General features: G+C 67.2%; 25 protein-coding genes and 3 tRNA genes. 13 read left to right on the top strand and 15 right to left on the bottom strand.

Annotated elements, in window-relative coordinates; genetic code table 11:
• Positions 1-139 precede the first annotated feature (139 nt).
• From O0J73_RS06360 to ispG, 3 genes are all read right to left on the bottom strand, one after another.
• Complete coding sequence (locus O0J73_RS06360) at positions 140-787, bottom strand: response regulator (RefSeq protein ID WP_308308267.1); 648 nt, start codon at positions 785-787, stop codon at positions 140-142.
• Positions 788-987: 200 nt separating this feature from the next.
• Positions 988-1,737, bottom strand: a complete 750-nt coding sequence (locus tag O0J73_RS06355; RefSeq protein ID WP_008268304.1) for a phosphatase PAP2 family protein — start codon at positions 1,735-1,737, stop codon at positions 988-990.
• Positions 1,718-2,983, bottom strand: coding sequence for a flavodoxin-dependent (E)-4-hydroxy-3-methylbut-2-enyl-diphosphate synthase (ispG, locus tag O0J73_RS06350; RefSeq protein ID WP_180879752.1), 1,266 nt, complete (start codon positions 2,981-2,983; stop codon positions 1,718-1,720). The genes O0J73_RS06355 and ispG overlap by 20 nt, the downstream gene beginning before the upstream one ends.
• 114 nt (positions 2,984-3,097) lie before the next feature.
• Here ispG and O0J73_RS06345 point away from each other — a divergent pair, with 114 nt between their 5' ends.
• A complete protein-coding gene (locus O0J73_RS06345) occupies positions 3,098-4,324 on the top strand; it encodes an ATP-binding protein (RefSeq protein ID WP_053449382.1) in 1,227 nt (408 codons plus the stop codon).
• A complete protein-coding gene (locus tag O0J73_RS06340; RefSeq protein ID WP_008265983.1) occupies positions 4,321-4,890 on the top strand; it encodes a response regulator transcription factor in 570 nt (189 codons plus the stop codon). Before O0J73_RS06345 ends, O0J73_RS06340 begins: the two co-directional genes overlap by 4 nt.
• Before the next feature lie 21 nt (positions 4,891-4,911).
• Here O0J73_RS06340 and O0J73_RS06335 read toward each other — a convergent pair whose 3' ends face one another.
• The 9 genes from O0J73_RS06335 to pcnB form a co-directional block, all read right to left on the bottom strand.
• Positions 4,912-7,812: a type 2 lanthipeptide synthetase LanM family protein gene (locus tag O0J73_RS06335; protein WP_308308265.1), complete on the bottom strand. Its 2,901-nt coding sequence runs from the start codon at positions 7,810-7,812 to the stop codon at positions 4,912-4,914.
• Between the two features lie 80 nt (positions 7,813-7,892).
• Complete coding sequence (locus O0J73_RS06330) at positions 7,893-8,099, bottom strand: DUF6229 family protein (RefSeq protein WP_049423517.1); 207 nt, start codon at positions 8,097-8,099, stop codon at positions 7,893-7,895.
• 280 nt (positions 8,100-8,379) lie between these two features.
• Positions 8,380-9,894 carry a glucose-6-phosphate isomerase gene (gene pgi / locus O0J73_RS06325; RefSeq protein WP_308308263.1) on the bottom strand — a complete coding sequence of 505 codons (1,515 nt, stop codon included), beginning with the start codon at positions 9,892-9,894 and terminating at the stop codon, positions 8,380-8,382.
• Entirely contained in the window at positions 9,891-10,271 is a 381-nt protein-coding gene (panD, locus tag O0J73_RS06320; protein ID WP_006432456.1) for an aspartate 1-decarboxylase, read from the bottom strand. Before panD ends, pgi begins: the two co-directional genes overlap by 4 nt.
• A gap of 87 nt (positions 10,272-10,358) precedes the next feature.
• Positions 10,359-10,856 (bottom strand): hypothetical protein, encoded by a 498-nt coding sequence (locus O0J73_RS06315; RefSeq protein WP_308308262.1) that lies wholly within the window; start codon positions 10,854-10,856, stop codon positions 10,359-10,361.
• A 66-nt stretch (positions 10,857-10,922) separates the two neighbouring features.
• Entirely contained in the window at positions 10,923-11,762 is an 840-nt protein-coding gene (panC, locus tag O0J73_RS06310; protein WP_006432440.1) for a pantoate--beta-alanine ligase, read from the bottom strand.
• Positions 11,759-12,574 carry a 3-methyl-2-oxobutanoate hydroxymethyltransferase gene (gene panB, locus O0J73_RS06305; protein ID WP_006432439.1) on the bottom strand — a complete coding sequence of 272 codons (816 nt, stop codon included), beginning with the start codon at positions 12,572-12,574 and terminating at the stop codon, positions 11,759-11,761. The genes panC and panB overlap by 4 nt, the downstream gene beginning before the upstream one ends.
• Before the next feature lie 34 nt (positions 12,575-12,608).
• A complete protein-coding gene (folK, locus tag O0J73_RS06300; protein ID WP_308308261.1) occupies positions 12,609-13,094 on the bottom strand; it encodes a 2-amino-4-hydroxy-6-hydroxymethyldihydropteridine diphosphokinase in 486 nt (161 codons plus the stop codon).
• Between the two features lie 3 nt (positions 13,095-13,097).
• The gene (gene pcnB / locus O0J73_RS06295; RefSeq protein WP_308308260.1) at positions 13,098-14,477 is read right to left on the bottom strand and encodes a polynucleotide adenylyltransferase PcnB; all 1,380 of its coding nucleotides are present in this window, start codon (positions 14,475-14,477) and stop codon (positions 13,098-13,100) included.
• Between the two features lie 52 nt (positions 14,478-14,529).
• Here pcnB and O0J73_RS06290 point away from each other — a divergent pair.
• Positions 14,530-14,604: transfer RNA gene (locus O0J73_RS06290), tRNA-Glu, on the top strand.
• Between the two features lie 448 nt (positions 14,605-15,052).
• Here O0J73_RS06290 and O0J73_RS06285 read toward each other — a convergent pair.
• Positions 15,053-16,477 carry a sugar porter family MFS transporter gene (locus O0J73_RS06285; RefSeq protein ID WP_308308259.1) on the bottom strand — a complete coding sequence of 475 codons (1,425 nt, stop codon included), beginning with the start codon at positions 16,475-16,477 and terminating at the stop codon, positions 15,053-15,055.
• 191 nt (positions 16,478-16,668) lie between these two features.
• On the opposite strand from O0J73_RS06285, the gene fdxA reads away from it, so the two are divergent.
• On the top strand, positions 16,669-16,992 hold the full coding sequence (gene fdxA / locus O0J73_RS06280; RefSeq protein WP_005409054.1) for a ferredoxin FdxA: 324 nt from the start codon (positions 16,669-16,671) through the stop codon (positions 16,990-16,992).
• Between the two features lie 143 nt (positions 16,993-17,135).
• On the opposite strand, the gene O0J73_RS06275 is transcribed toward fdxA, so the two are convergent.
• Both O0J73_RS06275 and dapA read right to left on the bottom strand, forming a co-directional pair.
• Positions 17,136-17,651, bottom strand: a complete 516-nt coding sequence (locus tag O0J73_RS06275; RefSeq protein ID WP_006432432.1) for a hypothetical protein — start codon at positions 17,649-17,651, stop codon at positions 17,136-17,138.
• 32 nt (positions 17,652-17,683) lie between these two features.
• The gene (dapA, locus tag O0J73_RS06270; protein WP_308308257.1) at positions 17,684-18,577 is read right to left on the bottom strand and encodes a 4-hydroxy-tetrahydrodipicolinate synthase; all 894 of its coding nucleotides are present in this window, start codon (positions 18,575-18,577) and stop codon (positions 17,684-17,686) included.
• 164 nt (positions 18,578-18,741) lie between these two features.
• Between dapA and O0J73_RS06265 the strand changes: the two genes are divergently transcribed.
• The 9 genes from O0J73_RS06265 to O0J73_RS06225 all read left to right on the top strand — a co-directional run bounded on the left by O0J73_RS06265 (position 18,742) and on the right by O0J73_RS06225 (position 24,553).
• Entirely contained in the window at positions 18,742-19,302 is a 561-nt protein-coding gene (locus tag O0J73_RS06265) for a glycine cleavage system protein R (RefSeq protein ID WP_005409051.1), read from the top strand.
• 91 nt (positions 19,303-19,393) lie between these two features.
• Entirely contained in the window at positions 19,394-19,873 is a 480-nt protein-coding gene (locus O0J73_RS06260) for a peroxiredoxin (protein ID WP_308308256.1), read from the top strand.
• An 84-nt stretch (positions 19,874-19,957) separates the two neighbouring features.
• Positions 19,958-21,358, top strand: coding sequence for a PhoH family protein (locus O0J73_RS06255; protein ID WP_049458525.1), 1,401 nt, complete (start codon positions 19,958-19,960; stop codon positions 21,356-21,358).
• Positions 21,355-21,861 carry a hypothetical protein gene (locus O0J73_RS06250; protein WP_049458524.1) on the top strand — a complete coding sequence of 169 codons (507 nt, stop codon included), beginning with the start codon at positions 21,355-21,357 and terminating at the stop codon, positions 21,859-21,861. Before O0J73_RS06255 ends, O0J73_RS06250 begins: the two co-directional genes overlap by 4 nt.
• 12 nt (positions 21,862-21,873) lie before the next feature.
• Positions 21,874-22,542 (top strand): YoaK family protein, encoded by a 669-nt coding sequence (locus O0J73_RS06245; protein ID WP_049458523.1) that lies wholly within the window; start codon positions 21,874-21,876, stop codon positions 22,540-22,542.
• Positions 22,543-22,607: 65 nt separating this feature from the next.
• Complete coding sequence (gene thiD, locus O0J73_RS06240) at positions 22,608-23,417, top strand: bifunctional hydroxymethylpyrimidine kinase/phosphomethylpyrimidine kinase (protein ID WP_197564615.1); 810 nt, start codon at positions 22,608-22,610, stop codon at positions 23,415-23,417.
• Complete coding sequence (locus O0J73_RS06235) at positions 23,414-24,340, top strand: alpha/beta fold hydrolase (protein ID WP_308308254.1); 927 nt, start codon at positions 23,414-23,416, stop codon at positions 24,338-24,340. Before thiD ends, O0J73_RS06235 begins: the two co-directional genes overlap by 4 nt.
• Positions 24,331-24,407 (top strand) — tRNA-Arg (locus O0J73_RS06230). The genes O0J73_RS06235 and O0J73_RS06230 overlap by 10 nt, the downstream gene beginning before the upstream one ends.
• A gap of 69 nt (positions 24,408-24,476) precedes the next feature.
• Positions 24,477-24,553, top strand: a tRNA-Arg gene (locus O0J73_RS06225).

Genomic DNA, 24,553 nt, shown 5'->3' with positions numbered 1-24,553 from the left:
GCAGGGGCGTAAGCGCCATGGATGGCGCGCCCGAGCCTCCAGGGATGGATTCACGGCGTCCCCTGCGCAATCCCTCCGCAGGGCCAACCCCACGAATCCTGCCGCACGCCGCGAGGGGCTCAGCCGTTGGCCGAAACCCTCACAACGGCCGTGCCGGATCCACCAGCCCGTACTGGCTCGCCATGCGCGCCAGCGCGATGTTGTCGTGGATTCCCATCTTCTCGAACAAGCGCGCCTTGTGCGTGTTCACCGTCTTCGCGCTCAGGCTCAGGCGCCGCGCGATGTCTTCCTGGCGCAGGCCCTGGGTCAGCAGCAGCGTCACTTCCAGTTCACGCGGCGACAGGCTGTCGAACGGCGAACCGTTGCCCTCCACCGTCGACAGCGCCAGGTTCTGCGCGATGCTGGTGCCCAGGTAGCGTCGACCGGCCGCCACATCGCGCACCGCACGCAACAGTTCCTGCGCGTCGCAGCCCTTGCCGATGTAGCCGGCGGCACCCGCCTCAAGCAGGCGCTTCGGCAGCGGGCCGTCCTCCAGCACCGACACGATCACCACGCGGGTATTGCGATGGCTGCGGACGATGCGCTCGGTCACTTCCATGCCACTGACACCCGGCAGGTGCAGATCGCACAGCACCACGTCCGGCAGCAGCTGGCGCACTTCACGCAGCGCGTCTTCGCCGGTCTCGGCTTCGCCCACCACCTCGATGTCGGTTTCCCCCGACAGAATCATCTTCATCCCGGTGCGGACCAGTGCGTGGTCATCCACCAGGTAGACTCGAATCGTCATTCACGTACCTCTTCGAATGCGGCCATTGCAGGTCAAGCTAGGCAGGGTGCCGTAACCCTGCAAGCGCGTTCGTAATGCGGCAATGGCAATCTGCTTTGCGCATCACAGTACGGCGCCTGGTGCTTGCCCCCTGTCTTGCAGAACCTGCTGCAACGAAACAACTGATCTATCACGTAGACGTCCCCGAAGGGTCATCCACGTCAAACCCCCTGTGATGATGCTTCGCTGGCCTTCGCTGGCGGCGAGCCGTGACGTCGCCATGGGTGCCGGCGACTGAACATGACCAGATAGCACCCTACCACCCAAACCAGCGCGGCACACCATCCGGCCAGGATATCGGAGGGGTAATGCACCCCCAGATAGACCCGGGATACGCTGACCAGAAGGCTGAACGCCGGGGCCAGCACCAGCACCGGCCAGCGCCAGCGGGTGTTCCAGGCCAGCAGTACCAGGGTCACCGCCAGGGTCATCGACCCCATCGCGTGACCACTGGGGAAACTGAACGTCGATTCCGGCGCGATCGATTCCCACAGGCTGGGGCGCTGGCGCTGGAAGAAATGCTTGCTGCCCATGTTCAGCAGCGCCGAGCCGACGAAGCTGACGGCGACGAAGGTGGCCTCGCGCCAGCGCCGGTAGCCCAGCAGCACGCCAATGATCAGCACATCGGCTGGAATCAGGAACCATTCGTAGCCCAGCCTGGAAATGAGCACGAAGAAGCGGTCCAGCAGCGGCGAATGCAGGCCATGCATCTGCCACAGCAGCGGTGCATCGAAATGGAACGATTCAAACTCGTGCACTTCATCGGCCAGCGCGACGAAGCCGGCCAACGGCAGCAGCACGCCACCGAACAGCAGCAGCAGTCGCCAAGCGTTGCGCGCCATCCAGTGGCGGAAACCGGAGGCCGACTCCGGCGCAGCGAGGATCGCAGGCTTATCCGGCGCTTCGGACATAGTTGTGTTCGACGTAATCGTCGATCAGGGCGACGAACTCCTGGGCGATGTTGTCGCCACGCAGGGTCACCTTCTTCTCGCCATCGACGAAGACCGGTGCCGCCGGCGTCTCACCGGTACCCGGCAGGGAGATGCCGATGTTGGCGTGGCGCGACTCACCGGGCCCGTTGACGATGCAGCCCATCACCGCCAGGGTCATGTTTTCGGCCCCCGGGTGGTGGATCTTCCACAGCGGCATCTTCTCGCGCACGTGGTTCTGCACCACCTTGGCCAGTTCCTGGAAGAATTCGGACGTGGTGCGGCCGCAGCCCGGGCAGGCCGTGACCAGCGGCGTGAAGGCGCGCTGGCCGGTGGTCTGCAGCAGTTCCTGGGCGACGATCACTTCCTGCGTACGCGACTGGCCCGGTTCCGGGGTCAGCGAAATGCGGATGGTGTCGCCGATACCTTCCTGCAGCAGCACGCTCAGCGCCGCCGACGACGCGACGATGCCCTTGCTGCCGATGCCGGCCTCGGTCAGGCCCAGGTGCAGGGCGAAGTCGGACCGCTGGGCCAGGTCGCGGTACACCGCGATCAGCTCCTGCACGCCGCTGACCTTGGCCGACAATACGATGCGATCGCGCGGCAGGCCGAGCTCCACCGCCTGCTCGGCCGAATCCAGCGCCGAACGGATCAGCGCCTCGCGCAGCACGCGGCCGGCGTCCCAGGGCTGTTCGCGCAGGTTGTTTTCGTCCATCAGCTTCGCCGCCAGGGCCTGGTCCAGCGAGCCCCAGTTGGCGCCGATGCGCACCGGCTTGTTGTAACGGATCGCAAACTCGATCAGCTGGGCGAACTGCAGGTCCTTCTTCTTGCCGAAGCCGACGTTGCCCGGGTTGATACGGTACTTGGCCAGTGCTTCGGCACAGGCGGGCTCGGCGGTCAGCAGCTGGTGGCCGTTGTAATGGAAGTCACCGATCAGCGGCACATCGATGCCCATCATCGCCAGCTTGTCGACGATGCGTGGAATCGCCGCAGCGGCTTCAACGGTATTGACGGTCAACCGCACCATTTCCGAACCGGCACGCCACAACTCGGCCACCTGCTTCACGCTGGAGGCCACGTCGGAGGTGTCGGTGTTGGTCATCGACTGCACCACCACCGGCTTGCCTCCGCCTACGGTGACCCCGCCGATCTGCACGGCATGGGTCTGGCGGCGCGGCCAGGAGGTGGCATCGGAGGGAGGAGTCGGGCGGGTGACGGCGTCGTGCATGGGCGCATTCTACCGCCCGCCTCCGCATTCCGGGTGACTCGCATTCAGCCGGCGGCACGGCTGCGGCCTATTGTCGCAGGCACCGGCGCCCGCGAACGCATACGATGGGCATGAATGACCGGTCCCGACGCTCCGTTTCTCCGTACCCTGTGCAGCCTGCGCTGGCTTGCCGTGGGCGGCCAGGCCGCAACCATCCTGGTGGCCACCTGGGTGCTGGGCCTGCCGTTGCCGCAGCTGCCGTTGTGGGCCGGCGTGGCGGTGCTGGCCCTGTTCAACGTCTACACCCAGCTGCGCCCGGAAGCGGCTGATACCGCGCCCCTCACCGCTTTCGGCCACATCCTCGTGGACGTGATCATCCTGACCTGGATGGTGGGCTGGAGCGGCGGCATGGCCAACCCGTTCAGCTCGCTGTTCCTGATCCTGATCGCACTGGCCGCATTCGCCCTGCCCCTGCGCTGGGCGCTGGCGGTCGCACTGGCCTGCCTGCTCGGCTACGCCAGCAGCGGCATCTTCGGGCAACCCCTGCCGGACGGCTACTTCCGCGCACAGGACCTCAACCGCTGGGGCGTGGTGGCCAACTTCCTGATCTCCGCCGCGGTGGTGCTGGCGTTCTCGACCCGGCTGGCATTGGCACTGCGCCAGCGCGAGCTGGAGCTGTCGGCGCTGCGCGAGCGCTTCGCACGCAACGAAGGCATCGTCGCTCTGGCCACCCATGCCGCCTCGGTGGCGCATGAACTGAATACCCCATTGGCGACGATGACCCTGCTCGCCGACGACGTCGCCGAGCGCAGCGAAGAGCCGGAAGTGCGCGAGGATATGGAAACCCTGCGCGAACTGCTGGTGCAGTGCCGCGAACGGGTACTGGCACTGGCCGCACCAGCGTCGGCCGATGCGCCGGGCCGCAGCCATTCCAGCGCCCAGCAGGTGCTGGAGCAATGGCGACTGGTGCGGCCGACCATCGACCTGCACCGCAACGACGATGCGCCGCTGCGGCTGCCGCTCGACCCGGGCGTGGGCCACCTGCTGATGGTCCTGCTCAACAACGCCGCCGATGCCGGCGAGAAGGCCGGCCGGCCGCGCGTGGACCTGGACCTGCGCATTGAAGGCGACGACCTGATCGGCGAAGTCCGCGACTACGGCCACGGCTTCGATGCCCGCGCCGCCGTGCTGCCGGGCAAGCTGTTCGGCAGCAGCAAGAGCGAGGGCATGGGCGTCGGCCTGGCCCTGTCCCATGCCACCATCGAACGCCTCGACGGCGAGATGTGGATGCGCCCGGCCCAGGGGGCCGGCAGCCGCGTCGGCTTCCGCCTGCCGCTGGCCCCACGCGAGGACACCCCATGAGCCTTCACCACTCCACCCTGGGCCTGCTGGTCGACGACGACGAGCTGTACCTGCGCACCCTGCAGCGCAGCCTGGCCCGCAAGGGGCTTGAAACGCAGACCGCACAGGATGCCGCCAGCGCGCTGGCACTGGCCCGCCAGCATCCGCCAGCGTTCGCGCTGATCGACCTGAAGCTGGGCAGCGATTCGGGCCTGGCCCTGATCCAGCCGCTGCGCGCCCTGCGTGCCGACATGCGGATCCTGCTGGTGACCGGCTACGCCAGCATCGCCACCGCGGTGGAAGCCATCAAGCTGGGTGCCGACGACTACCTGCCCAAGCCGGCGACCGTACCGATGATCCTGCGCGCATTGGGCGAGGAAGACGACGGCCCGGCTGACGATGGCGAAATGGAAGTGCCCGACGCGATGACGCCGATCAGCCGCCTGCAGTGGGAACACATCCAGCAGGCGATGCACGAGACCGGCGGCAATGTCTCGGCAGCCGCACGCCTGCTCGGCATGCACCGGCGCTCGCTGCAGCGCAAGCTGGCCAAGCGGCCGAGCCCGGAACGCGACCCGACCCGTTGACCGCTGCGGGACGTTCCCGGCTCAGGCCTCCGCCAGCGCTGCCGGCGCGGCCTGCCCGCTGCTGAAACGTGGCTCCATTGCGCCCGCCCTCGCGGCCCCCGTCTCCTGCAGCAGCGGCGACGGCAGCACGCAGGCCGGATGCATGCGCAGGAATCCATAGATCGCGCCGGCCAGCCCGATCATCAGGCCCGGGGTGAAGGCCGCGCGGGTCAGCCCGCCGACCATGCCCTGGTGCTCCTCGATCGAAGACACGATCTCGATGGCTGCATCATCCCGCGCATAGGGGCAGCCTTCCGGGTCCAGCGCGGCGGCCAGCACCAGCAGCTCCCGGGTCGACACGTCGCCGTGGCACAGGGTATGGCTGAAACCCCATTTGCCGCGTGCATCGGCCACCGCCCGGCGCATGTCGCGCAGCTGTGCCGGATCGCCCGTACGCGCATACAGGTCGGCGGCCGCCAGTCCGATGCCGACGCTGCCATGGCACCAGGTCGGGAAGTTCTTCTGCCCGTCCTGCAGATGGATGTCACGCCAGTGCCCGGTGTGCGGCTCGAACAATGCCGCCTGGAACGCGAAGGCCTCTTCTGCCAGTTGCCGCCAGGCAGCGCGCTCTGCCGCACTGCCCGCCTGCGAACGTGCCAGCCGTGCCAGTGCCCACCCCATGCCCATCGCACCATGGCCAAAGCCACCGATCGGCTCCCGGAACTGTGGCGTCGGCCAGCGCGCGCCATCGGCATCAACGATCGCCGCGTCCTGCATCCGGCGTCCTGCTGCGGCCGCCAGATCCAGCCAGCGCGGGCTGCCGGTGGCCTCGGCCAGTGCCAGCAGCGGCAGGATCATGCCGGACACGCCATCAATCAGTTCGAACTTCACCGGCCCCTGGAAACCACGGCGTTCCGCGGCTTCCGCGCAGTGCTCTGCCAGCGCCAGCAGTGCCGGCCGCTGCAACAGATCGTGCAACGCCAGCAGTGTCCAGATCTGCGAGCCGGTGCCGACGAATCCACCATCGATCTCGGCAGGATGGCGCTCGCACATGGTCTGGAACACCGCGATGGCGCCGTCGATGGCCGGTTCCAGGCCAGCCACCGGATCAGCACGCCCCTGCGCCACTTCACGGCGGTAAGCCGCCAGCGCGAAGGCAATGCCCCCCAGGCCGAAGTACAGGTCGGGCTGCACTGGTTGGACCGTCCAGCCGCTGCGGGTCACCTCGGGCGTGATCCAGGTCATCGAGCCGTCTTCACCGTGCACGGCCAGTCGCAGCAGGTTCTCCACCGCGCGCGCCGCGAGTGCGCGCCGACGCGCATCCAGCGCGTCGGCGTGCGGCTGCCGTGCCGCATAGCTGTAGCCGGAGCGGGCCTCTGCACGCGCCAGCGCATGCTGGTTCAGGTCGGTGGCCACCAGCGTGCTGCGGATGGTCACGTCTTCCAGATCGATGCGCATCGCGCGCCAGTTGGCGACGATCGAATGGATGCGTGGCCCATCCAGCAGCGATGCGAAGATCGGAATGTCTCCGTAGCGCAGGTCATCCACCTCGCCGCGCACGGTGTCCAGGTCCGAAGGTGCAGCCGGTGATACCGCCGCGTTCCTTACCAGCAGGTCGACGGCACGTTCGACTGCCTGGGATTCGTTGTGCAGCGACGCCGGATGCCAGAGCATCCGCCCGAGCTCGGCATAGGCCATGGTCGGCCGCCGCACATCCCGCACCTGGCACCCTTCGAACCCTGCCAGCAACGGCATCAGCTCGCCCTTCGCATCCAGCGCGCGCAGGCGCCCACTGGCGTCGACGAAGCCTTCGCTGATGTGGTCCCAGTACAGCGAGACATCCGGCTGCGGGCTCGGATGGTTCTGTGCGATGGCGACCTCCGCCTCGACCAGGCCCAGCCGCGCCGGCGCGGTCCCGTCTTCGATGATCACCGGCACCTGCACCCGTGGCTGCTCGCCCGGCAGCGCGCCGGCCGCGGACAGGTCCACGCCTTCCATGCCGAGGCCGGTGGTGCGGAACGGCACGATACCGGTGCGCAGCACGGAATTGCGCATCAGTTTGACGGCCGTGTCGTAGGCATCGCCCAAGCCTGAGGGTTCGACGTCGATGACGCGCGAAAACACACTTTCGGCGTCGACCACCACCGGCACCGGCCCGACTGCAATCAGGTTCTCAAGATGGATGTCGGTACCCCCGACCAGGCGCAGGATGGCCAGCCAGTGACCGAGGCCGCGGTAATAGGCACGCAGCTCTTCATCACCGGAACAATAGCGGTGCGCCGCGAATGCGGCCCAGCCGTGGCTGCCACGATCAACCACGCGGGGCACGCGTACCCGGCCAGCGCCTTCGCCAAAGACTGCGGCAAGCAGGCCATCGAGCGTGGCATCGATGCGCAGCGAGCGCGGCTTGTACATCAGCGTGCCGCCGTCGAACTGCAGCCGCGCCACGGTGCGGCCGCCGCCATGCAGGTCACCCCGCCCCAGCGAGACGGCACGCAACGCGCCTGCCGGCCGGTCGAGCAGCTCCGTCAGCAGCGCGCGATCGCTACCAATGCGCGCGGCCAGCTCCACCACGGCCGCACATTGCCCTTCGAGCATGCGCGACAGCCGCGGCAACAGCACCGGGTAGCGTCGCTGCAGATGCTGCTGGAAGCCCTCGCTGGTGGCGAGCGCCATGAATTCATGCAGCGCCCCGGCGCTGTCAAGCGGGCCGATGTCACCGCCACGTGCGGCGGCATGCAGCTCCAGCAGCAGCACGCGATTGAGCTTGAGCTGGGCATGCTCACGAAGCGCCGCATCGCCCTGCTCGTGCAGCAGCTTGCGTTCGTCCGGCCGCAGGTCGATAGCGGGGTCATGCAGGCCAGCGGCCAACGCGGCGCGCGCATCGGCAAGGAAATGTTCGGTGATGCGCGCAAACACGGCCGCAGCCGGAGAAGCGGTCATTACGCCCCCTGCAAAGTGTCCAGAGTCTGTTCCAGTGGCCGGCACGCAGCGCAAGCCGCTACGTGCCGGCTCGGGCTACATCAACAGCACAGGCAGTGATTGACCACCGACATCGTGGTGGTGCACTCGGTACCACCACCGGTGATCAGGGTGTCGGAGGCCGACGTGAGCGCGGACTCGGTGGCCGCAGCGCCATAGATGAACAGCGAACCGGCGGGGTTGGCGCACCCATCCACATCGTCCGAGCCGTTGAGCCAGCCGGACACAACATCGTCATTCAGATCCATTCGCAATCTCCTGTCATTCACAACATGAGGCGTTGAGAACGTGGATCGATTCCACGTTCCTTCGGATACGGCCAGTCCCTGGCATCAACTTCATGCTGCGAGCGATACTGGATGACAGGTACTGCCGCCCGTGCACACTGCATCGGCATTCGATGCGGCGTCAAGCTGCGCTGCGGCAGGCACGCGGATGCACGGCACGCGCAACACGGAAGGACGCGTGCATGGCCAGGATGTGGAATGCAGGGATGGCCGGCCGGTGGCCGGCACCTCCAGGGCAGGCTCAGCGCTTCAGCTGCGCAAGAATCTCGCGGGTCATCGGATCGGCGATCGCCACGTCCTCACCCTGCAACGCCGGCAGCAGGCCACTGGCCAGCTGCTTGCCCAGCTCGACACCGAACTGGTCGAAGGCGTTGATGTTCCAGATCACCGATTGCACGTACACGGCGTGCTCATACATCGAGATCAGCGCACCCAGTGCCTGCGGGGTGAGTGCATCAAGCAGGATCAGCGTGCTCGGACGGCCGCCCGGGTAATCGCGGTGTGGATCGTCGCTGCCCTGGCCATTGGCCAGCGCCTCGGTCTGCGCCAGCAGGTTGGCCAGCAGGGCCTGATGATTGACCGTGTAGGGATCATCGCTGTGCACGCAGCCGATGAAATCGGCCGGCACGATGCTGGTGCCCTGGTGCAGCGCCTGGAAGAAGCTGTGCTGCACATCGGTGCCCGCCCCGCCCCACCACACCGGCACGGTGTCGGTGGTGACCGGCTGGCCATCGCGCTGCACGCGCTTGCCCAGGCTCTCCATCACCAGCTGCTGCAGGTAGGCCGGCAGCAGCGCCAGGCGCTGGTCGTAGGTCATCACCGCATGCGTGGCATAGCCCAGCAGGTTGCGGTTCCAGATGTCGGTCAGGCCGTGCAGCACCGGCAGGTTGCGCTCCAGCGGCGCGTCCAGCGCATGCGCATCCATCTGCGCCGCGCCTTCCAACAGCTGCTCGAAACGCTCGAAGCCGATCGCCAGCGCGATCGGGAAACCGACCGCCGACCACAGCGAATAACGGCCCCCCACCCAGTCCCACATCGGCAGCACGCGATCGGCAGCGATCGCGAATGCCTTGGCGGCACGTTCCGGATTGGCGCTGACGGCATACAGGCGTTCACTGCCGCCGAGCCAGTCGTGCAGGATCTGGCCGTTGAGCAGGGTTTCCTGGGTACCGAAGGTCTTGGAGATCAGGATGCCGGCGGTCTTGGCCGGATCCAGCGTGGCCAGCGTGCGCTGCATGGCGGCGCCATCCACGTTCGACACGAAATGCACGCGCAGGCGCGCGCCGCTGACCGGGCGCAGCGCATCGGCCACCAGGCGCGGGCCGAGATCGGAACCACCGATGCCGACGCTGACCACATCGGTCACGCCGCTGTCTTCCAGCGCACGCACCAGCACGCCCATGCGCTGGCGGATTCCGCGCGCAGTGGCATAGGCCTCGGCCGCCACCGGCGCATCGACCACGTCACCACGCAGTGCGGTATGCAGGGCAGCGCGGCCTTCGGTCAGGTTGACCTGCTCGCCACGGAACAAGCGGTTGATGGCACCGCCGACATCACGCTCGGCGGCCAGTGCCAGCAACGCCTGCAGCGCCGCGGCATCGTATTTCTGCCGGGCGAAGTTGACGTACAACGGACCGACCCGCAGCGCCAGGTCCTGGACGCGGCCGGGTTCGGCGACGAGCAGGCTGGGAATGCTTGCGCCCTTCAGGCGCTGGGCGTGGGAATGCAGCGAGTCGAATCCGTTGTTCGTTGTCATGCGGCCTGGGTCGGGATCGTGTCGTTGGTGTGGGTAATCTGGTTGTTGCCATCAACGTACACCAGCTTCGGCTTGAAGCTGTCGGCTTCCTGCTCGGTCATGCTGGCGAACGCGGCGATGATGATGATGTCACCGACCTGCACGTGGCGCGCGGCGCCACCGTTGAGCGAGACAACGCCGCTGCCGGCTTCGGCGCGGATGGCATAGGTCGAGAAGCGCGCACCGTTGGTCACGTCCCAGATGTGCACCTGCTCGAACTCGCGGATGCCGGTGGCAGCCAGCAGGTTGTCGTCGATGGCGATCGAGCCTTCGTAGTTCAGCTCGGAATGGGTGACGGTGGCGCGGTGGATCTTGGTCTTGAGCAGGGACAGGTGCATGGGGGCGCTGCAACGGCAAAGGAAAGAGCGGATTCTAGCACCCGCTTGGCCATCGTCAGGGGCCCGTGGCAGGACGCTGAAGGCCGTTCAGGCGTCCTCCCGCGGCGGGGTTGCCGGGATCGCACTGGCGGTGCCGACCATGGACAGGCGGAACACGGTGTGGAAGGCCAGCCCGGCGACCCCGCCGAGGCCCCCTGCAGCCAGCACCAGCAGGCCATAGCCGACCACATCGAAGGTGTCGACGTAACGCAGGCGCTGCAGCAGCGGACCGCTGTCCTCACCCGGCCAGGTACAGATGGCCATGACCAGCGCCGCCAGCCCGAAGCCGACCCACACGAAGCGGCCCCGGCGCAGGCGATACTGAGACTGCTGGAACAGCGCCATCGGCAGCAGCACGGCAATGGCACCGCAGGCGGCCAGCACGAACATCAGTCCGGCGCCGTTGAGCGCCGGTAGCGGTGTGCGCCTGAATTCGACTGCGAACAACAGGCCGCCCACCAGCTGGGCCGGCAGCATGCCGGCAGCCAGCACCGCCAGGATCGAGGCCTGGGCAAGGCGGCCGGCATCAGTGGCAGGAATCTTCATGTGCTGTCTCCCGTCCGTGGGAAGGCGGGAGGCGCCCGTTGCGGGCGCCCCGGAGCCACATGCGGCTCAGAACTCCAGGTTGTCGATCAGCCGGGTGCTGCCCAGGCGCGCGGCAATAAGCGCCACGCGGCCACCGCCGTCGAAGGTCGGCTCGGCCAGCTCCGGGGTACGCAGCACCGCGTAGTCGACCTGGAAACCAGCCGTCTGCAGCGCGGCCGTCGCATCGGCCTCGATCTGCGCACGCGACTGGCCAGCCACATAGCCTTCGCGCATGCCCAGCAGGGTGCGGTGAAGGGTCGTCGCGACCGGGCGCTGTTCGGCGCTCAGGTACTGGTTGCGCGAACTCTTGGCCAGGCCATCCTCGTCGCGCACGATCTCCGCGCCGACGATCTGGATCGGGAACGACAACTCCGCCACCATCTGCCTGATCACGGCCAGCTGCTGGTAGTCCTTGCGGCCGAACACCGCCACATCCGGCTGCACCTGCAGGAACAGGCGTGCCACCACCGTGCACACGCCGTCGAAGTGGCCCGGGCGGCTGGCACCCTCCAGCACTTCGCTCACGCCCGGGGCGTGCATCTGCGTGGTCTTGTCCACGCCCAGCGGGTACATCGCCTCCACGCTGGGCAGCCACACGGCATCGCAGCCGACCTGCTCCAGCCCGGCCACATCGGCCTCGGGCGTGCGCGGGTAGCGACTGAAGTCTTCATTGGGGCCGAACTGGGTCGGATTGACGAAGATGCTCGCCACCACCCTGTCGGCGTACTGGCGCGCCAGGGTCACCAGCGAATGATGGCCGCCATGCAGGTTGCCCATGGTCGGCACCAATGCCACGCGCAGGCCTTCGCGCTTCCACTGGCCGATCTGCTCGCGCAGTGCGCCAAGCTCGTTGAAGGTCTGGATCATTGGGCGTAGGCGTGCTGTTCGTCAGGGAAGCTGCCGCCGCGCACGGCGTCGGCATAGGCGCGGGTGGCACCGGCCACCGAACCGCCTTCGGCAAGGAAATCCTTGACGAACTTCGGGCGGCGATGACCGCTGTCCAGGCCGAGGAAATCATGCAGTACCAGCACCTGGCCATCGCACTGCGGGCCGGCACCGATGCCGATGGTCGGCACGTCCACCGCCGCCGTGACCTCGGCAGCGACCGGGGTCGGCACGCATTCGAGCACCATGATGCTGGCACCTGCGGCGGCCACGGCCCTGGCATCTTCCACCAGCTGGCGCGCGGCATCGCCTCGGCCCTGGATCTTGAAGCCACCCAGGCGCAGCACCGACTGCGGGGTCAGGCCCAGATGCGCGCAGACCGGGATCTCGCGCTCGACCAGGTAACGGATGATGTCGACCTTGAAGCCGGCACCTTCGATCTTGACCATCTCGGCGCCAGCCTGCAGCAGCTGCAGCGAGGCATCCAGCGCGCGTTCGGGGGTGGCGTCGGCGCCAAACGGCAGATCGGCCACCAGCAGCGCACGCTGCAGCACGCGGGCCACGGCGCGGGTGTGGTAGACCATGTCGGCCACGGTCACCGGCAGGGTCGAATCATGGCCCTGCACGACCATGCCCAGCGAGTCGCCGATCAGGATCAGGTCAACGCCGTTTGCGTCGAAAGTGCGGGCAAAGCCGGCGTCGTAGGCGGTCAACATGACCAGCTTCTGGCCATTGCGCTTGGCCTCGGCCAGGGCGGGAACGGTCCAGGGCTTGCTGTCTGCGTGGGTGCTCATGTGCTGATAACCGGGGGAGATAACCCGGGCATTATCACTCTATCGGCGCGATCCCGCAGGCATCCACCCGCATCACTGCATCCCGCACGCGCCCATGGCCGGGAATGGCCAGATCCGGTGCGATTTCGGCCAGTGGCACCAACACGAACGCACGCTCGTGCAGGTACGGGTGTGGCACCTGCAGCCCGGGCTGGTCGAGTTCCTGCACGCCGTACAGCAGCAGGTCCAGGTCCAGCGCGCGCGGGCCCCAGTGCACCGCAGGGTCGCGCACGCGACCGAAGCGCTGCTCCAGCGCCAGCATCGCCTGCAACAGTTCGCCAGCCGGCAGCTCGGTATCGACGGCCGCCACCGCATTGACGAACGGCGGCTGGTCCTGGTTGCCCCAGGCCGGGGTGGCATACAGGCGCGAGGCCTGCCGCAGGCGGGTCCCGGGCAGCCCGTCCAGCGCGGCAATCGCCGCACCGACGGTCTCGGCCGCGTCGCCGAGGTTGGCGCCGAGGCCGATCCAGGCAAGGGTCATCGCTTACTCGCCCGCCGCACCGGCCGCGGCACCCGGGCGACGGCGGCGACGGCGGCGCTTGCGCGGCGCCCCGCTTTCGTCATCCCCCTCGTCGCTGTGCATCGCATCCAGCGACGATTCCAGTTCGCGGCCGGACTGCGCCTGTGCCTCGCGCCAGAACTCGACATCGGCGGCGTGCTCGGCCGAAGCCACCTGGCGCAGGCTGAGGAAGTCGAACGCAGCACGGAAACGCGGATGGGTCAGGGTGCGGAACACGCGCTTGCGCTGGCGCGAGCCGAAGCGCGACTGCAGCAGCCAGATCTCCTGCATCGGCAGCGAGAAGCGGCGCGGCAGCGCGATGGTGCTCAGCTGCTGCACGGTCACACGGTCGGCGGCACGCCGCTGTGCCTCTTCCGGTGCCACGCCCTGCTTGAGCAGGGTCGCCTGCGCGCGGCAGTAGGCCGGCCACAGCAGCAGCGCGAACAGGAACGCCGGCGAGACCGGCTCGTCGTTGGCCACGCGCGCATCGGTGTTGGCCAGGCCCTCGACCAGCATGCGGCGCAGCGCGCCGGTGCGGTTGGACTTGAGCGCCTTGGCGCTTTCCGGGAACAACACATCCAGCAGGCCGTAGCGCTCCAGGCCTTCGAAGCTGGCCACGCCATGCCCGGACAGGAACAGCTTGAGCACTTCCTCGAACAGGCGCGCCGGAGCCGCTTCGTTGAGCAGGCCGGCCAGCTGCGGGATCGGAGCGGCGGTGCCCTCTTCGATCTGGAAGCCGAGCTTGGCGGCCAGGCGCACGGCGCGCAGCATGCGCACCGGGTCCTCCTGGTAACGCTGCACCGGGTCGCCGATCAGTTTCATCAGCCGCGCCTGCACGTCTTCGAAGCCGCCGGTGTAGTCACGCACCGAGAAGTCCTCGATGGCGTAATACAGGGCGTTGCAGGTGAAGTCGCGGCGGACGGCATCGTCTTCGATGGAGCCGTACACGTTGTCGCGCACGAGCATGCCGTTTTCCATCTCGCGGTCGCCACTGCCGTCATCGCTGTTGGCACGGAAGGTGGCCACTTCGATGATCTCGCGGCCGAATACCACGTGGGCCAGGCGGAAGCGGCGGCCGATCAGGCGGCAGTTGCGGAACAACTGCTTGACCTGTTCGGGCGTGGCGTCGGTGGCCACGTCGAAATCCTTGGGTTGGCCATTGACCAGCAGGTCACGCACCGCGCCGCCGACAAGATAGGCGCCGAAGCCGGCATCGCGCAGGCGATAAAGCACGCGCAGGGCGTTCGGGCTGATGTCCTTGCGGGAGATCGTGTGCTGGTCGCGCGGGATGACGCGCAGGCTGAACGGTGATGTAGCAGAGGAAATGATGTTGGCGCTTCCGGTTGAAGTTTCGGGATTGCCCAATGGCATCGAGGTGCATATACTAGCGCTCCTGCCTCGGCAGCGACACAGTTACGCTCCCTTCGTCTAGTGGTTAGGACGTGGCCCTCTCAAGGCTAAAACAGGGGTTCGAGTCCCCTAGGGAGCGCCAGTCGCCGCAGCAGGAACCGAAAAAGCCCGCCTCGTGCGGGCTTTTCTGTTTTCCGGGGTTTGCATTGGCATCGGTCGGTTTGGTCGCTTTGGCGCCTGCCGGCGATCGGCTTGAGCCGGTGGGTCACCCAGGGCAGGACACGCCGTGAACCCATCCATGGGGGCTCGATGGCGCCATCCATGGCGCCAACGGTCCTGCCCTGGGTGACCCCACCGACTCTGGACGGTTTCCCGCGAGCTGCGGCAACAACCGACCAGCGCTTCGTCCCATCCGCACGCACCATGAAACTGTCAGGAGGGGGCAGGCCGCCCTCTCCAGGACCGTTGGCGCCATGGATGGCGCCATCGAGCACCATGGATGGGCTCTTGCGTGTCCTGGAGAGGGCGGCCTGCCCCCTCACACTCTGGACAAGCAGGCGCCAACGGAACGCAACCGAAGCCAGTCGCCGTCAGCCTTCCATCTGCTCCAGTTCCTTGCCCTTGGTCTCGCGCACGTGGCGGACGACGAAGAAGATCGAGAGGATCGCTGCGACCGTATAGATGCCGTAGGCCCCGGCCAGGCCGATGCCGGCCAGCAGCATCGGGAAGGTCACGGTGATCGCGAAGTTCGAGGTCCACTGTGCCGCGCCGGCCACTGCCAGTGCCGGGCCGCGGATCTGGTTCGGGAACATCTCGCCCAGCATCACCCACATCACCGGGCCCCACGACATGTTGAAGAACACCACGTAGACGTTGGCCGCGACCAGCGCCAACCGGCCCATGCCGTCGGACAGCTGCAGGCGGCCCTCGGCCAGGCTGCCACTGGCAAAGGCCACCACCATCAGCACCAGCGCCACCGACATACCGACTGAACCGACCCACAGCAGCGGCTTGCGGCCGATGCGGTCGATCAGCAGCACGGTCAGCAGGCAGGCCCCGATGCTCAGTGCACCCGACAGCACGTTGATCAGCAGTGCATCGCTTTCCGAGAAACCGACCGCCTGCCACAGCACTGCCCCGTAGTAGAACACCACGTTGATGCCGACCAGCTGCTGGAACATGGCCAAACCGATGCCGACCCAGAGGATCGGGCGCAGCCGGCCGGTGGCCTTGTCGCGCAGATCACCAAAGCGCGGCTTGTGCTGGTCGTGCGCCAGGCTGGCTTCGATCTCGGCCTGCTTGGCCGCCGCCGCGCCGTCGCCGTACAGCCGCGACAGCACCGCCCTCGCCTGCGCCTGCCGCCCCTTCAGCACCAGGAAGCGCGGGCTCTCCGGAATCACCAGCAACAGCAGCAGGAACAGCCCGGACGGCAGCGCCTGCATCCAGAACATCCAGCGCCAGGCCTCGTGGCCCAGCCACAGGGGCTCGGTTGACGCGCCGGCTGCGCGGGCCAGCAGGTAGTTGCTGAGGAAGGCGGCGAACAGCCCGCAGATGATGGCCATCTGCTGCACCGTGGCCAGGCGGCCGCGATAGCGTGCCGAGGCCACTTCGGCAATGTAGGCCGGCGACATCACGCTGGCTGCACCCACGGCAAAGCCGCCGAGCACGCGCGCGGCGATGAACAGCCAGGAGGCATGGGCGGCGCCGGCGCCCAGCGCCGAGACCAGGAACATCAATGCCGAGACGATCAGTACGCCGCGGCGCCCCAGGCGATCCCCCAGCCAGCCGGCCAGGAAGGCGCCGATCGCGCAGCCCAGCAGCATCGAAGCAACTTCGAAACCCAGTGCCGCTTCGCTGGAGTTGAAGGCCTGGCGCAGGCCATCGACCGTGCCATTGATGACACCACTGTCGAAACCGAACAGGAATCCACCGAGGGTGGCCACGCAACTGATCAGGACGATGAACGCGGTGTTCTCACCGCCGTGCGGGGCGGTGCCGGTCTGGACTTGGGACATGGACGATCCTGCTGGAAAGGGAATTCGGCCACCCCTGCGGCCGATGGCCCGCAGCGTCGCACAGGCTCGGCCGTGCCGCCAATGGCCGCAGCGGTCGCGCCTGCCAGGCGCCCGTTTTCCGTCCCGCGCCGACACCGGGGGCCAACCTGTTCTAGAATTGTCAGGTTCAGGAATCGATCCACCCCCAGCCCATGCCCTTTGTCGTCACCGAAAACTGCATCAAGTGCAAACACACCGATTGCGTGGAAGTGTGCCCCGTGGATTGCTTCCACGAAGGCCCGAACTTCCTGGTGATCGACCCGGATGAGTGCATCGACTGCACTCTCTGCGAGCCGGAGTGCCCGGTCAACGCGATCTTCCCGGAGGACGATGTCCCCGCCGGGCAGGAAGGCTTCGTCGCCCTCAATGCCGAACTGGCAAAGGAATGGCCGGTGCTGACCGTGCGCAAGGACCCGCCCGCCGACGCCGGCGAATGGGACGGCAAGCCGGACAAGCTGAAGCTGCTGGAGCGCTGAGAAGCGCTCACTGCGGCAACGAAAAAGGGCGCCGAGGGCGCCCTTTTCTGTTCTTCGGCAGATGCCAACCGCGCGATCCGGTAGGTGCCAACCTTGGTTGGCACAGAAGCGCCGACCAAGGTCGGCCTCTACCAGGGCGGCTCTTACTGGGCCAGCTTCGCCTTCAGTGCGGCAATCAGCTTGACCGGCGCTTCGGCCGTGGCCGGCAGGCCACGCGGATCGACCGCGGAGATGTAGGCGCCGGCATCGACCGCAACCACGCGGACCAGGAAGTTGCTGCCTTCGTAGGCCACGTCGTACGAGCCCAGCAGCTGCGCGCGGCTGGCGATGGTCACGCCTTCCACGCCTTCCAGCGCGGTGCCGACCTTGGCGAAAGCCTCGTCCTTGCCGCCGGCGATGGTGAAACCGGTATTGCCCACGGCCGGGGCCGCAGCCACCGGCGCCGCCGGCTTGGTCGCCGAAGCCAGCGTCGGCACCTTGTTGTCGGAGGTGGCGTTGGGCAGGTTCAGGTCCGGCGGCACTTCCAGCGGACGCATTTCCGGGGCCAGGGCGTAGTCGCCCTTGACGCCACGCTTGAAGCAACCGGTGGTGCCGGCCGCGACAGCTACAGCAAGCAGAGCGTAGGACAGCACGCGGACGGTGGAAACGGATTGACGCATGTGAATCTCCTGGGTCAGACCAAGACGAAAGGTCAGTGGCTGGAAAGGGCTTCGAGGGCGGCGATGTCGCCGGCAAGATGGTCGGCAGCCGGATGATGCGCCGCCGACAGCGGCAGCAGCGGCAGGCGCAGGTCGTGGCCGATGCCGATGCGGCGCAGCAGCGCCTTGACCGGAATCGGGTTCGGCTCGACACCGCAGAAGTCGTGGAATGGCTGCAGGCGCGCATCCCACGACCCGGTGGCTTCGTGGTCATGGGCGGCGGCCAGCTCGCACATGCGGCGATAGGCGCCGGGCAGCACGTTGGAGCCGACCGATATCAGGCCGTCGATACCGGCCTGGATCGAGCGCGCGGCCGTGCCGTCATCGCCACTGAGCACCGCGAACCGCGGGCTGCGCAGCGCCAGCAGCGCCTGCACCCGGCCGGTGTCGCCCACCGCTTCCTTGATGCCGACAATGTTGGGATGGCCGGCCAGTTCGGCCACGGTCTCCGGCTGGATGTCGCAACCGGTGCGGCCGGGCACGTTGTACAGCACGACCGGCAACCCGCCCTGGTCGGCAACCGCGCGGTAGTGCGCGATCAGGCCGGCCTGGGTCGGCCGCACGTACGGCGGGGTGACCACCAGCGCATGGCTGGCACCCAGTGCGGCAGCGCGGCGGGTCTGTTCGATGGTTTTGGCCGTACCCGACAGGCCGGTACCGGCCATGACCGGGATGCGGCCACCGATGCGCTCGACCGCGCTGGCCAGCAGCTGGTCGTACTCGGCATCGGTGAGGGTCGCCGCTTCACCGGTCGAGCCGGCTACGACAACGCCATGGACGCCTCCTTCCAGTTGCAGGTGCAGCAGGCGCTGCCAACCGTCGGGATCGAGGGCGCCGTCGGCCCGGAACGGGGTCGCCAGCGCGGTGATGAGGCCGGAAAGGGACAAGGACGTGCTGCTCTTGGCTGGGAAGGGAAAACGCCCGCCACGAAAGGCCGGGGGCGACCTGAATGTTACTTGCGGCGCGAAAGCACGGGCAAGTATGCTGGACACCGGTGGATCCCCGCCTCTGGCGGGCATTCAGACTAACGCATGCATTACCCGGAATCGCCTTGACCGACACCACCCCGCGCCCCGCGCCGAGCGAAAACCACCTCCTGATCAACGCCTATACGACGCATCCGGAGTCTCCCCTGCTGTCCGTCACCCGCCGCATTGCCGACAGCGGCTGCAACCTGGTGGACGCGCGCCTGGCCACGGTCGGCCGCGATGTCTCGGTCACCGCCCTGGCCACCGGCTCCTGGGACTCGGTGGCCAAGCTGGAAGCGATGCTGACCCGGCTGGAGCGCGAGGAAGGCCTGAAGCTGGTCTGGTACCGCACCGCTGCCAAGCAGGCGCAGTCCAACCTGCTGCCGTACATCGTCGAAGTGATCGCCGCCGACAAGCCAGGCATCCTGTTCCAGCTGGCCGATTTCTTCGACCGCCAGGGCATCACCATCGAGAACCTGCAGAGCACCCGCTACCGCGCCATGCAGACCGGTGCGGAAATGTTCAGTGCGCAGGTGACCATCGGCGTGCCGGCCAACATGCACATCGCCGCGCTGCGCGACGATTTCCTTGAGTTCTGCGACCACCTGAACCTGGACGCGATCATGGACCCGATGAAGTTCTGAATGAATTCCTGATTTTTCGCGCGTCCCTCACGGGCGCGTGGCGTTTCATGCAATTGTCGTAGAAAGAACCCAGGCTCGACAGAAGGACCTCATGAACAACGGCGACACCCTGGACAGCACCACCCTCTCCCTGCCGCTGGCCCTGTCCGGTGGCGACCAGGCCACTCTCGGCGATTACGCCGGCCACTGGCTGGTGCTGTACTTCTATCCCAAGGACAGCACCCCCGGCTGCACCACCGAAGGCATCGACTTCAACGCGCGGCTGCCGGCGTTCAAGAAGGCCGGTGCGGTCGTGCTCGGTGTCTCGCGCGATTCGGTGAAGTCGCACGACAACTTCTGCGCCAAGCAGGGCTTCAACTTCCCGCTGGTCAGTGATGGCGACGAAGCGCTGTGCAGCGCCTTCGGCGTGATCAAGATGAAGAACATGTACGGCAAGCAGGTACGTGGCATCGAGCGCAGCACCTTCCTGATTTCCCCCGACAGCCGCATCGTGCAGTCCTGGCGCAAGGTCAAGGTTGCCGGCCATGCCGATGCCGTTCTCGCCGAACTGAAGGCCTCCCAGTCCAAGTGAGTCCCACTGCCTACTGTGTCTGCCATCACCCTGCCCTGCGGCAGGCCGTGATGGTTTTTCCCTGTCCGTAACCAGGAATCGACGATGACCCGAGGCAAGCGCATCTACGTGCTGGATACCAACGTGCTGATGCACGATCCCACCGCGCTGTTCAAATTCGAGGAGCACGACGTTTACCTGCCCATGCAGGTGATCGAGGAGCTGGACAACGGCAAGAAGGGCACGTCCGAAGCGAGCCGCAATGCCCGCCAGGTGAGCCGCTTCCTCAACGAGCTGGTGCAGGCGTCCGGCCTGGACAACCTGGCCGACGGCATTCCGCTGCAGCGCCCCAATGGGCTGCAGCTGCGGGGCAAGCAGAGCGCCGGCAAGCTGCGCTTCCAGACCAGCCATTTCGACGCCGGCAAGAGCTTCGGCAAGGTGATCCCGGACAACGCCATTCTCGGCGCGATCCTGGCGCTGAAGGAAGAAACCCCGGACCTGCCGGTGGTGTTCGTTTCCAAGGACATCAACCTGCGGATCAAGGCGGCGATCGCCGGCATCGTGTCCGAGGACTACGAGAACGATCGCGCGCTGGACGATTTCAGCCTGCTCTACACCGGCGCCACCGAGCTGCCGGAAGACTTCTGGAAGCGCCACGGTGAAGACCTGCGCAGCTGGAGCGACAAGGGCCGTACCCATTACGAAATCCAGGCCCAGGACGGCGAGGAGTGGTACCCGAACCAGTACGTCTACCTGCCCGGCGAAGATGAAGTCGAGCTGCGCGTCAGCCGCGTGGTCGGCGACGGCAAGGTGGTGCTGTCGCTGGTCGACGATTTCCGCCATGGCAGCCATGCCGTGTGGGGCATCAGTGCACGCAACCGCGAGCAGAACTTCGCGCTCAACGCGCTGATGGATCCGGAGATCGACTTCGTCACCCTGCTCGGCACCGCCGGCACCGGCAAGACCCTGTTGGCACTGGCTGCCGGCCTGGCGCAGACGATGGACCAGCAGCGCTACCGCGAGATCATCATGACCCGCGCCACGGTCAGCGTCGGCGAGGACATCGGCTTCCTGCCCGGCACCGAGGAAGAGAAGATGACACCGTGGATGGGCGCGCTGACCGACAATCTGGAAGTGCTGACGCACAACCAGGAAGGCGGCACCTGGGGCCGCCAGGCGACCAACGACCTGCTCGCCAGCCGCATCAAGATCCGCTCGATGAACTTCATGCGCGGCCGCACCTTCCTGTCGCGCTACCTGATCCTGGACGAGGCGCAGAACCTCACCCCGAAGCAGATGAAGACACTGATCACCCGTGCCGGCCCGGGCACCAAGATCGTCTGCCTGGGCAACGTCGAGCAGATCGACACCCCGTACCTGACCGAGACCACCTCGGGCCTGACCTATGCGGTGGATCGCTTCAAGAACTGGCCGCACAGCGCGCACATCACCCTGCGCCGTGGCGAGCGTTCGCGCCTGGCCGATTACGCTTCGGAGGTGTTGTGAGCCGCTGCGCCCGCCTGCTGATGCCCACGGCTGCGATCGCCCTCGCAGCCGTGCTGGGTGCCTGCACCACCACGCGCGGCCCGGCCAGCGTGCCGACCGCCGAGCGTACCGGACAGTCCTGGGTGGTCACCCGCCCGATCATCGCCGCGCAGGTGCTCGACACCTGCTCGCGCCCCAGCCCCGGCCGCGAGGCCGGGCGGGTCAGCGGCTACTGGGCACCCAGCCGGCAACAGATCGATCAGCTGGAAGCGAAGCTGTCCTCGCTGGAGGCGCAGGTGCCGAAAGTGCTGGACTTTGATCGCCAGTACGTCGGCATCGAAAGTGCCGGCAAGCGGCTGATCTACATCAACGCCTTCCACCTGCCTGACGACAGCGGCATCAATCCGGCCCGCGAAGCGATCCGCGTCTGCGATGGCGGCACACAGTTCTGGGGCGCCGTGTTCGACCCGGCCAGCAATACCTTCAGCGAGCTGCAGTTCAACGGCGGCTTCGGCGGACCCTGAGCGGCCCTGCCGATGGGAATACGCCTGCCCACCTGGGTCTGGATCGGTGCGGTCGCGCTCTCGTGCGTGGCCGGCATGGTCAACGTGGTCGGTTTTCTGGGTTTCGAGCACCAGGCGGTCAGCCACATGACCGGCAGCACCAGCCAGCTGGGCATGGCGCTGGCCCAGGGTGACTGGCGTGCGGTCGGGCACCTGTGGGGGCTGTTGATCGCCTTCTCGCTGGGCGCAATGCTCAGCGGCCTGTTGATCCAGGACAGCGCCCTGCAGCTGGGGCGTCGTTACGGCGTCGCGCTGGCGCTGGAATCGGCGCTGCTGCTGGTGGCCATTCCGCTGTTTGAACAGCACCAGATCTGGGGCGCGCTGGCCGCCGCCATGGCCTGCGGCCTGCAGAATGCGCTGGCCACCACCTTCAGCGGCGCAGTGGTGCGCACTACCCACCTCAGCGGCATGTTCACCGACCTCGGCATCGGCCTCGGCCACCTGCTGCGCGGCCTGCCGCTGCAGGTTCGCCGGCTGACCCTCAGTGGCCTGATCATCAGCGGCTTCCTTGCCGGTGGCATCCTCGGCGCCTGGTTGTTCGTGCGCTGGCAATACGATGCCCTGCTCGCCCCCGCGCTGCTGACCGGCCTGACCGGGCTGGGCTACGTGGTGTACCAGCAGTGGGCGCGCTGGCGGCATTGAGTTGAAGCGCATCCACGCATGGCGTGGATCTACCTTCCCCAGCGGGACCACGGCACAATCGCTGGATGAGCCCGACCACTCCCGTATCCGCCCTCACCATCGCCGGCTCCGACTCCGGCGGTGGTGCTGGAATCCAGGCCGACCTGAAGGCGTTCGCTGCACATCGTGTGCATGGCCTCTCGGCGATCGCCGCGCTGACCGCACAGAACACCCGCGGCGTGATCGCCGTGCACGTGCCGCCGATCGACTTCCTGCGTGCGCAGCTGGAGGCCTGCTTCGACGATTTCGATATCCACGCGGTGAAGCTCGGCATGCTGGCCAACGCGGAGGTGATCAACGTCGTTGCCGACGCACTGCAGCGCCATCGCCCGCCGCACGTGGTGCTGGACCCGGTGATGGTCGCCACCAGCGGCGCACGCCTGCTGGAGGACAGCGCACTGCAGGCCATGCGTGAGCGGTTGATCCCGCTGGCCACGCTGATCACCCCGAACACACCGGAAGCAGAGCTGCTGGTCGGCCGGAAAATCAGCAACGGCAATGATGCCGAGCAGGCCGCCAGCGCCCTGCTCGACCTCGGTGCGGGTGCCGTTCTACTCAAGGGCGGCCATCTGCATGAGGGCAATCGCGTGGTCGACCGCTACTTCGATGGCGTCAGCAGCGAAGAGTTCATCCACGCCCGCCTGCCGCTGGATGCGCACGGCACCGGCTGCACGCTGGCCTCGGCCATCGCCGCGCAGCTGTGCAACGGCCTGAGCCTGGCCAATGCCTGCGAGGCCGGCATCGACTATGTCGCGCGCGGGCTGCAGAGGGGCTACGCCCCCGGCCGCAGCGAAGTGCTGGTGCTCGATCACTTCGGCGCGGCACCGCACGCATGAGCCTCACTCCGGACGTGCTCGCTGTCCAGTGCGACGACGGCCATCGTTACGAGGTGATTGCCTGCGTGCCTGAACATCCCATCGCGCGCCTGCTGTGGCTGCCGGCACTGGGCGTGGCGGCACGCCACTACCTGCCGCTGGCGCAGGCGCTGGCGGCCAGGGGCGTGGCGGTCTACCTGCATGAGTGGCGCGGCAACGGCAGCAGCTCGCTGCGCCCGTCACGCACGCAGGACTGGGGCTATCGCGAGGTACTCGAACAGGATCTGCCGGCCAGCCAGGCCGTGCTGGCCGCCGCGGATGATGAAGCTGGCGCCCTGCACTGGATCATCGGTGGCCACAGCCTGGGCGGACAGCTGGCCTGCGTGCATGCCGGCCGCGCCCCGCAACACTTCAACCGTCTATGGCTGGCGGCCAGTGGCTCGCCGTTCTGGCGCGGCTTTCCGCCACCGCGTGGCTGGCTGCTGCCGTTGGTCTACCGCTTCCTGCCGTGGATCGCGCAGCGCCAGGGCGTGCTGCATGGCCGGCGCCTCGGCTTCGGTGGTACCGAGGCGCGGGGACTGATCGCCGACTGGGCGCGCGTCGGCTTGAACAACCACTACGCCGCCGTCGGCATGAGCGAAGACCTCGATGCGCAGATGGCGCGCGTGCACGGCAGTGCGCAGGCGGTGCTGATGGAACACGACTGGCTGGCGCCGGCCGGCTCGATGCGCACGCTGCTGGCGAAGCTGCCGAATGTGGACGCGCAGCTGCGCGTGCTGTCCGCGCAGGAACTGGGCACGCATGCCGATCATTTCGCATGGCTGAAAGCCCCGGACGCCGTGGCTGACTGCTTTTTCATTCAGTTGGGTGAAAATTTTCACAAAACTGTTGACGGTGCGCGCCGACATCCGCATAATTCCGCTCCTGTCGCAGGGCGCCCGTAGCTCAGTTGGATAGAGTACCTGGCTACGAACCAGGCGGTCGGGAGTTCGAATCTCTCCGGGCGCACCACTCGACAGGTTTCCAGCATCCGCCGCTGGAAATGCAGTAAAATTTGGCAGTAAGTTGATTGTGTACCGCGCGCCCGTAGCTCAGTTGGATAGAGTACCTGGCTACGAACCAGGCGGTCGGGAGTTCGAATCTCTCCGGGCGCACCA

Source organism: Stenotrophomonas sp. Sm6012, assembly GCF_030985895.1.
Lineage (GTDB): Bacteria > Pseudomonadota > Gammaproteobacteria > Xanthomonadales > Xanthomonadaceae > Stenotrophomonas > Stenotrophomonas forensis.
The sequence above is the reverse complement of the archived record's forward strand: the minus strand, read 5'-3'. Positions and strand labels throughout refer to the sequence as shown.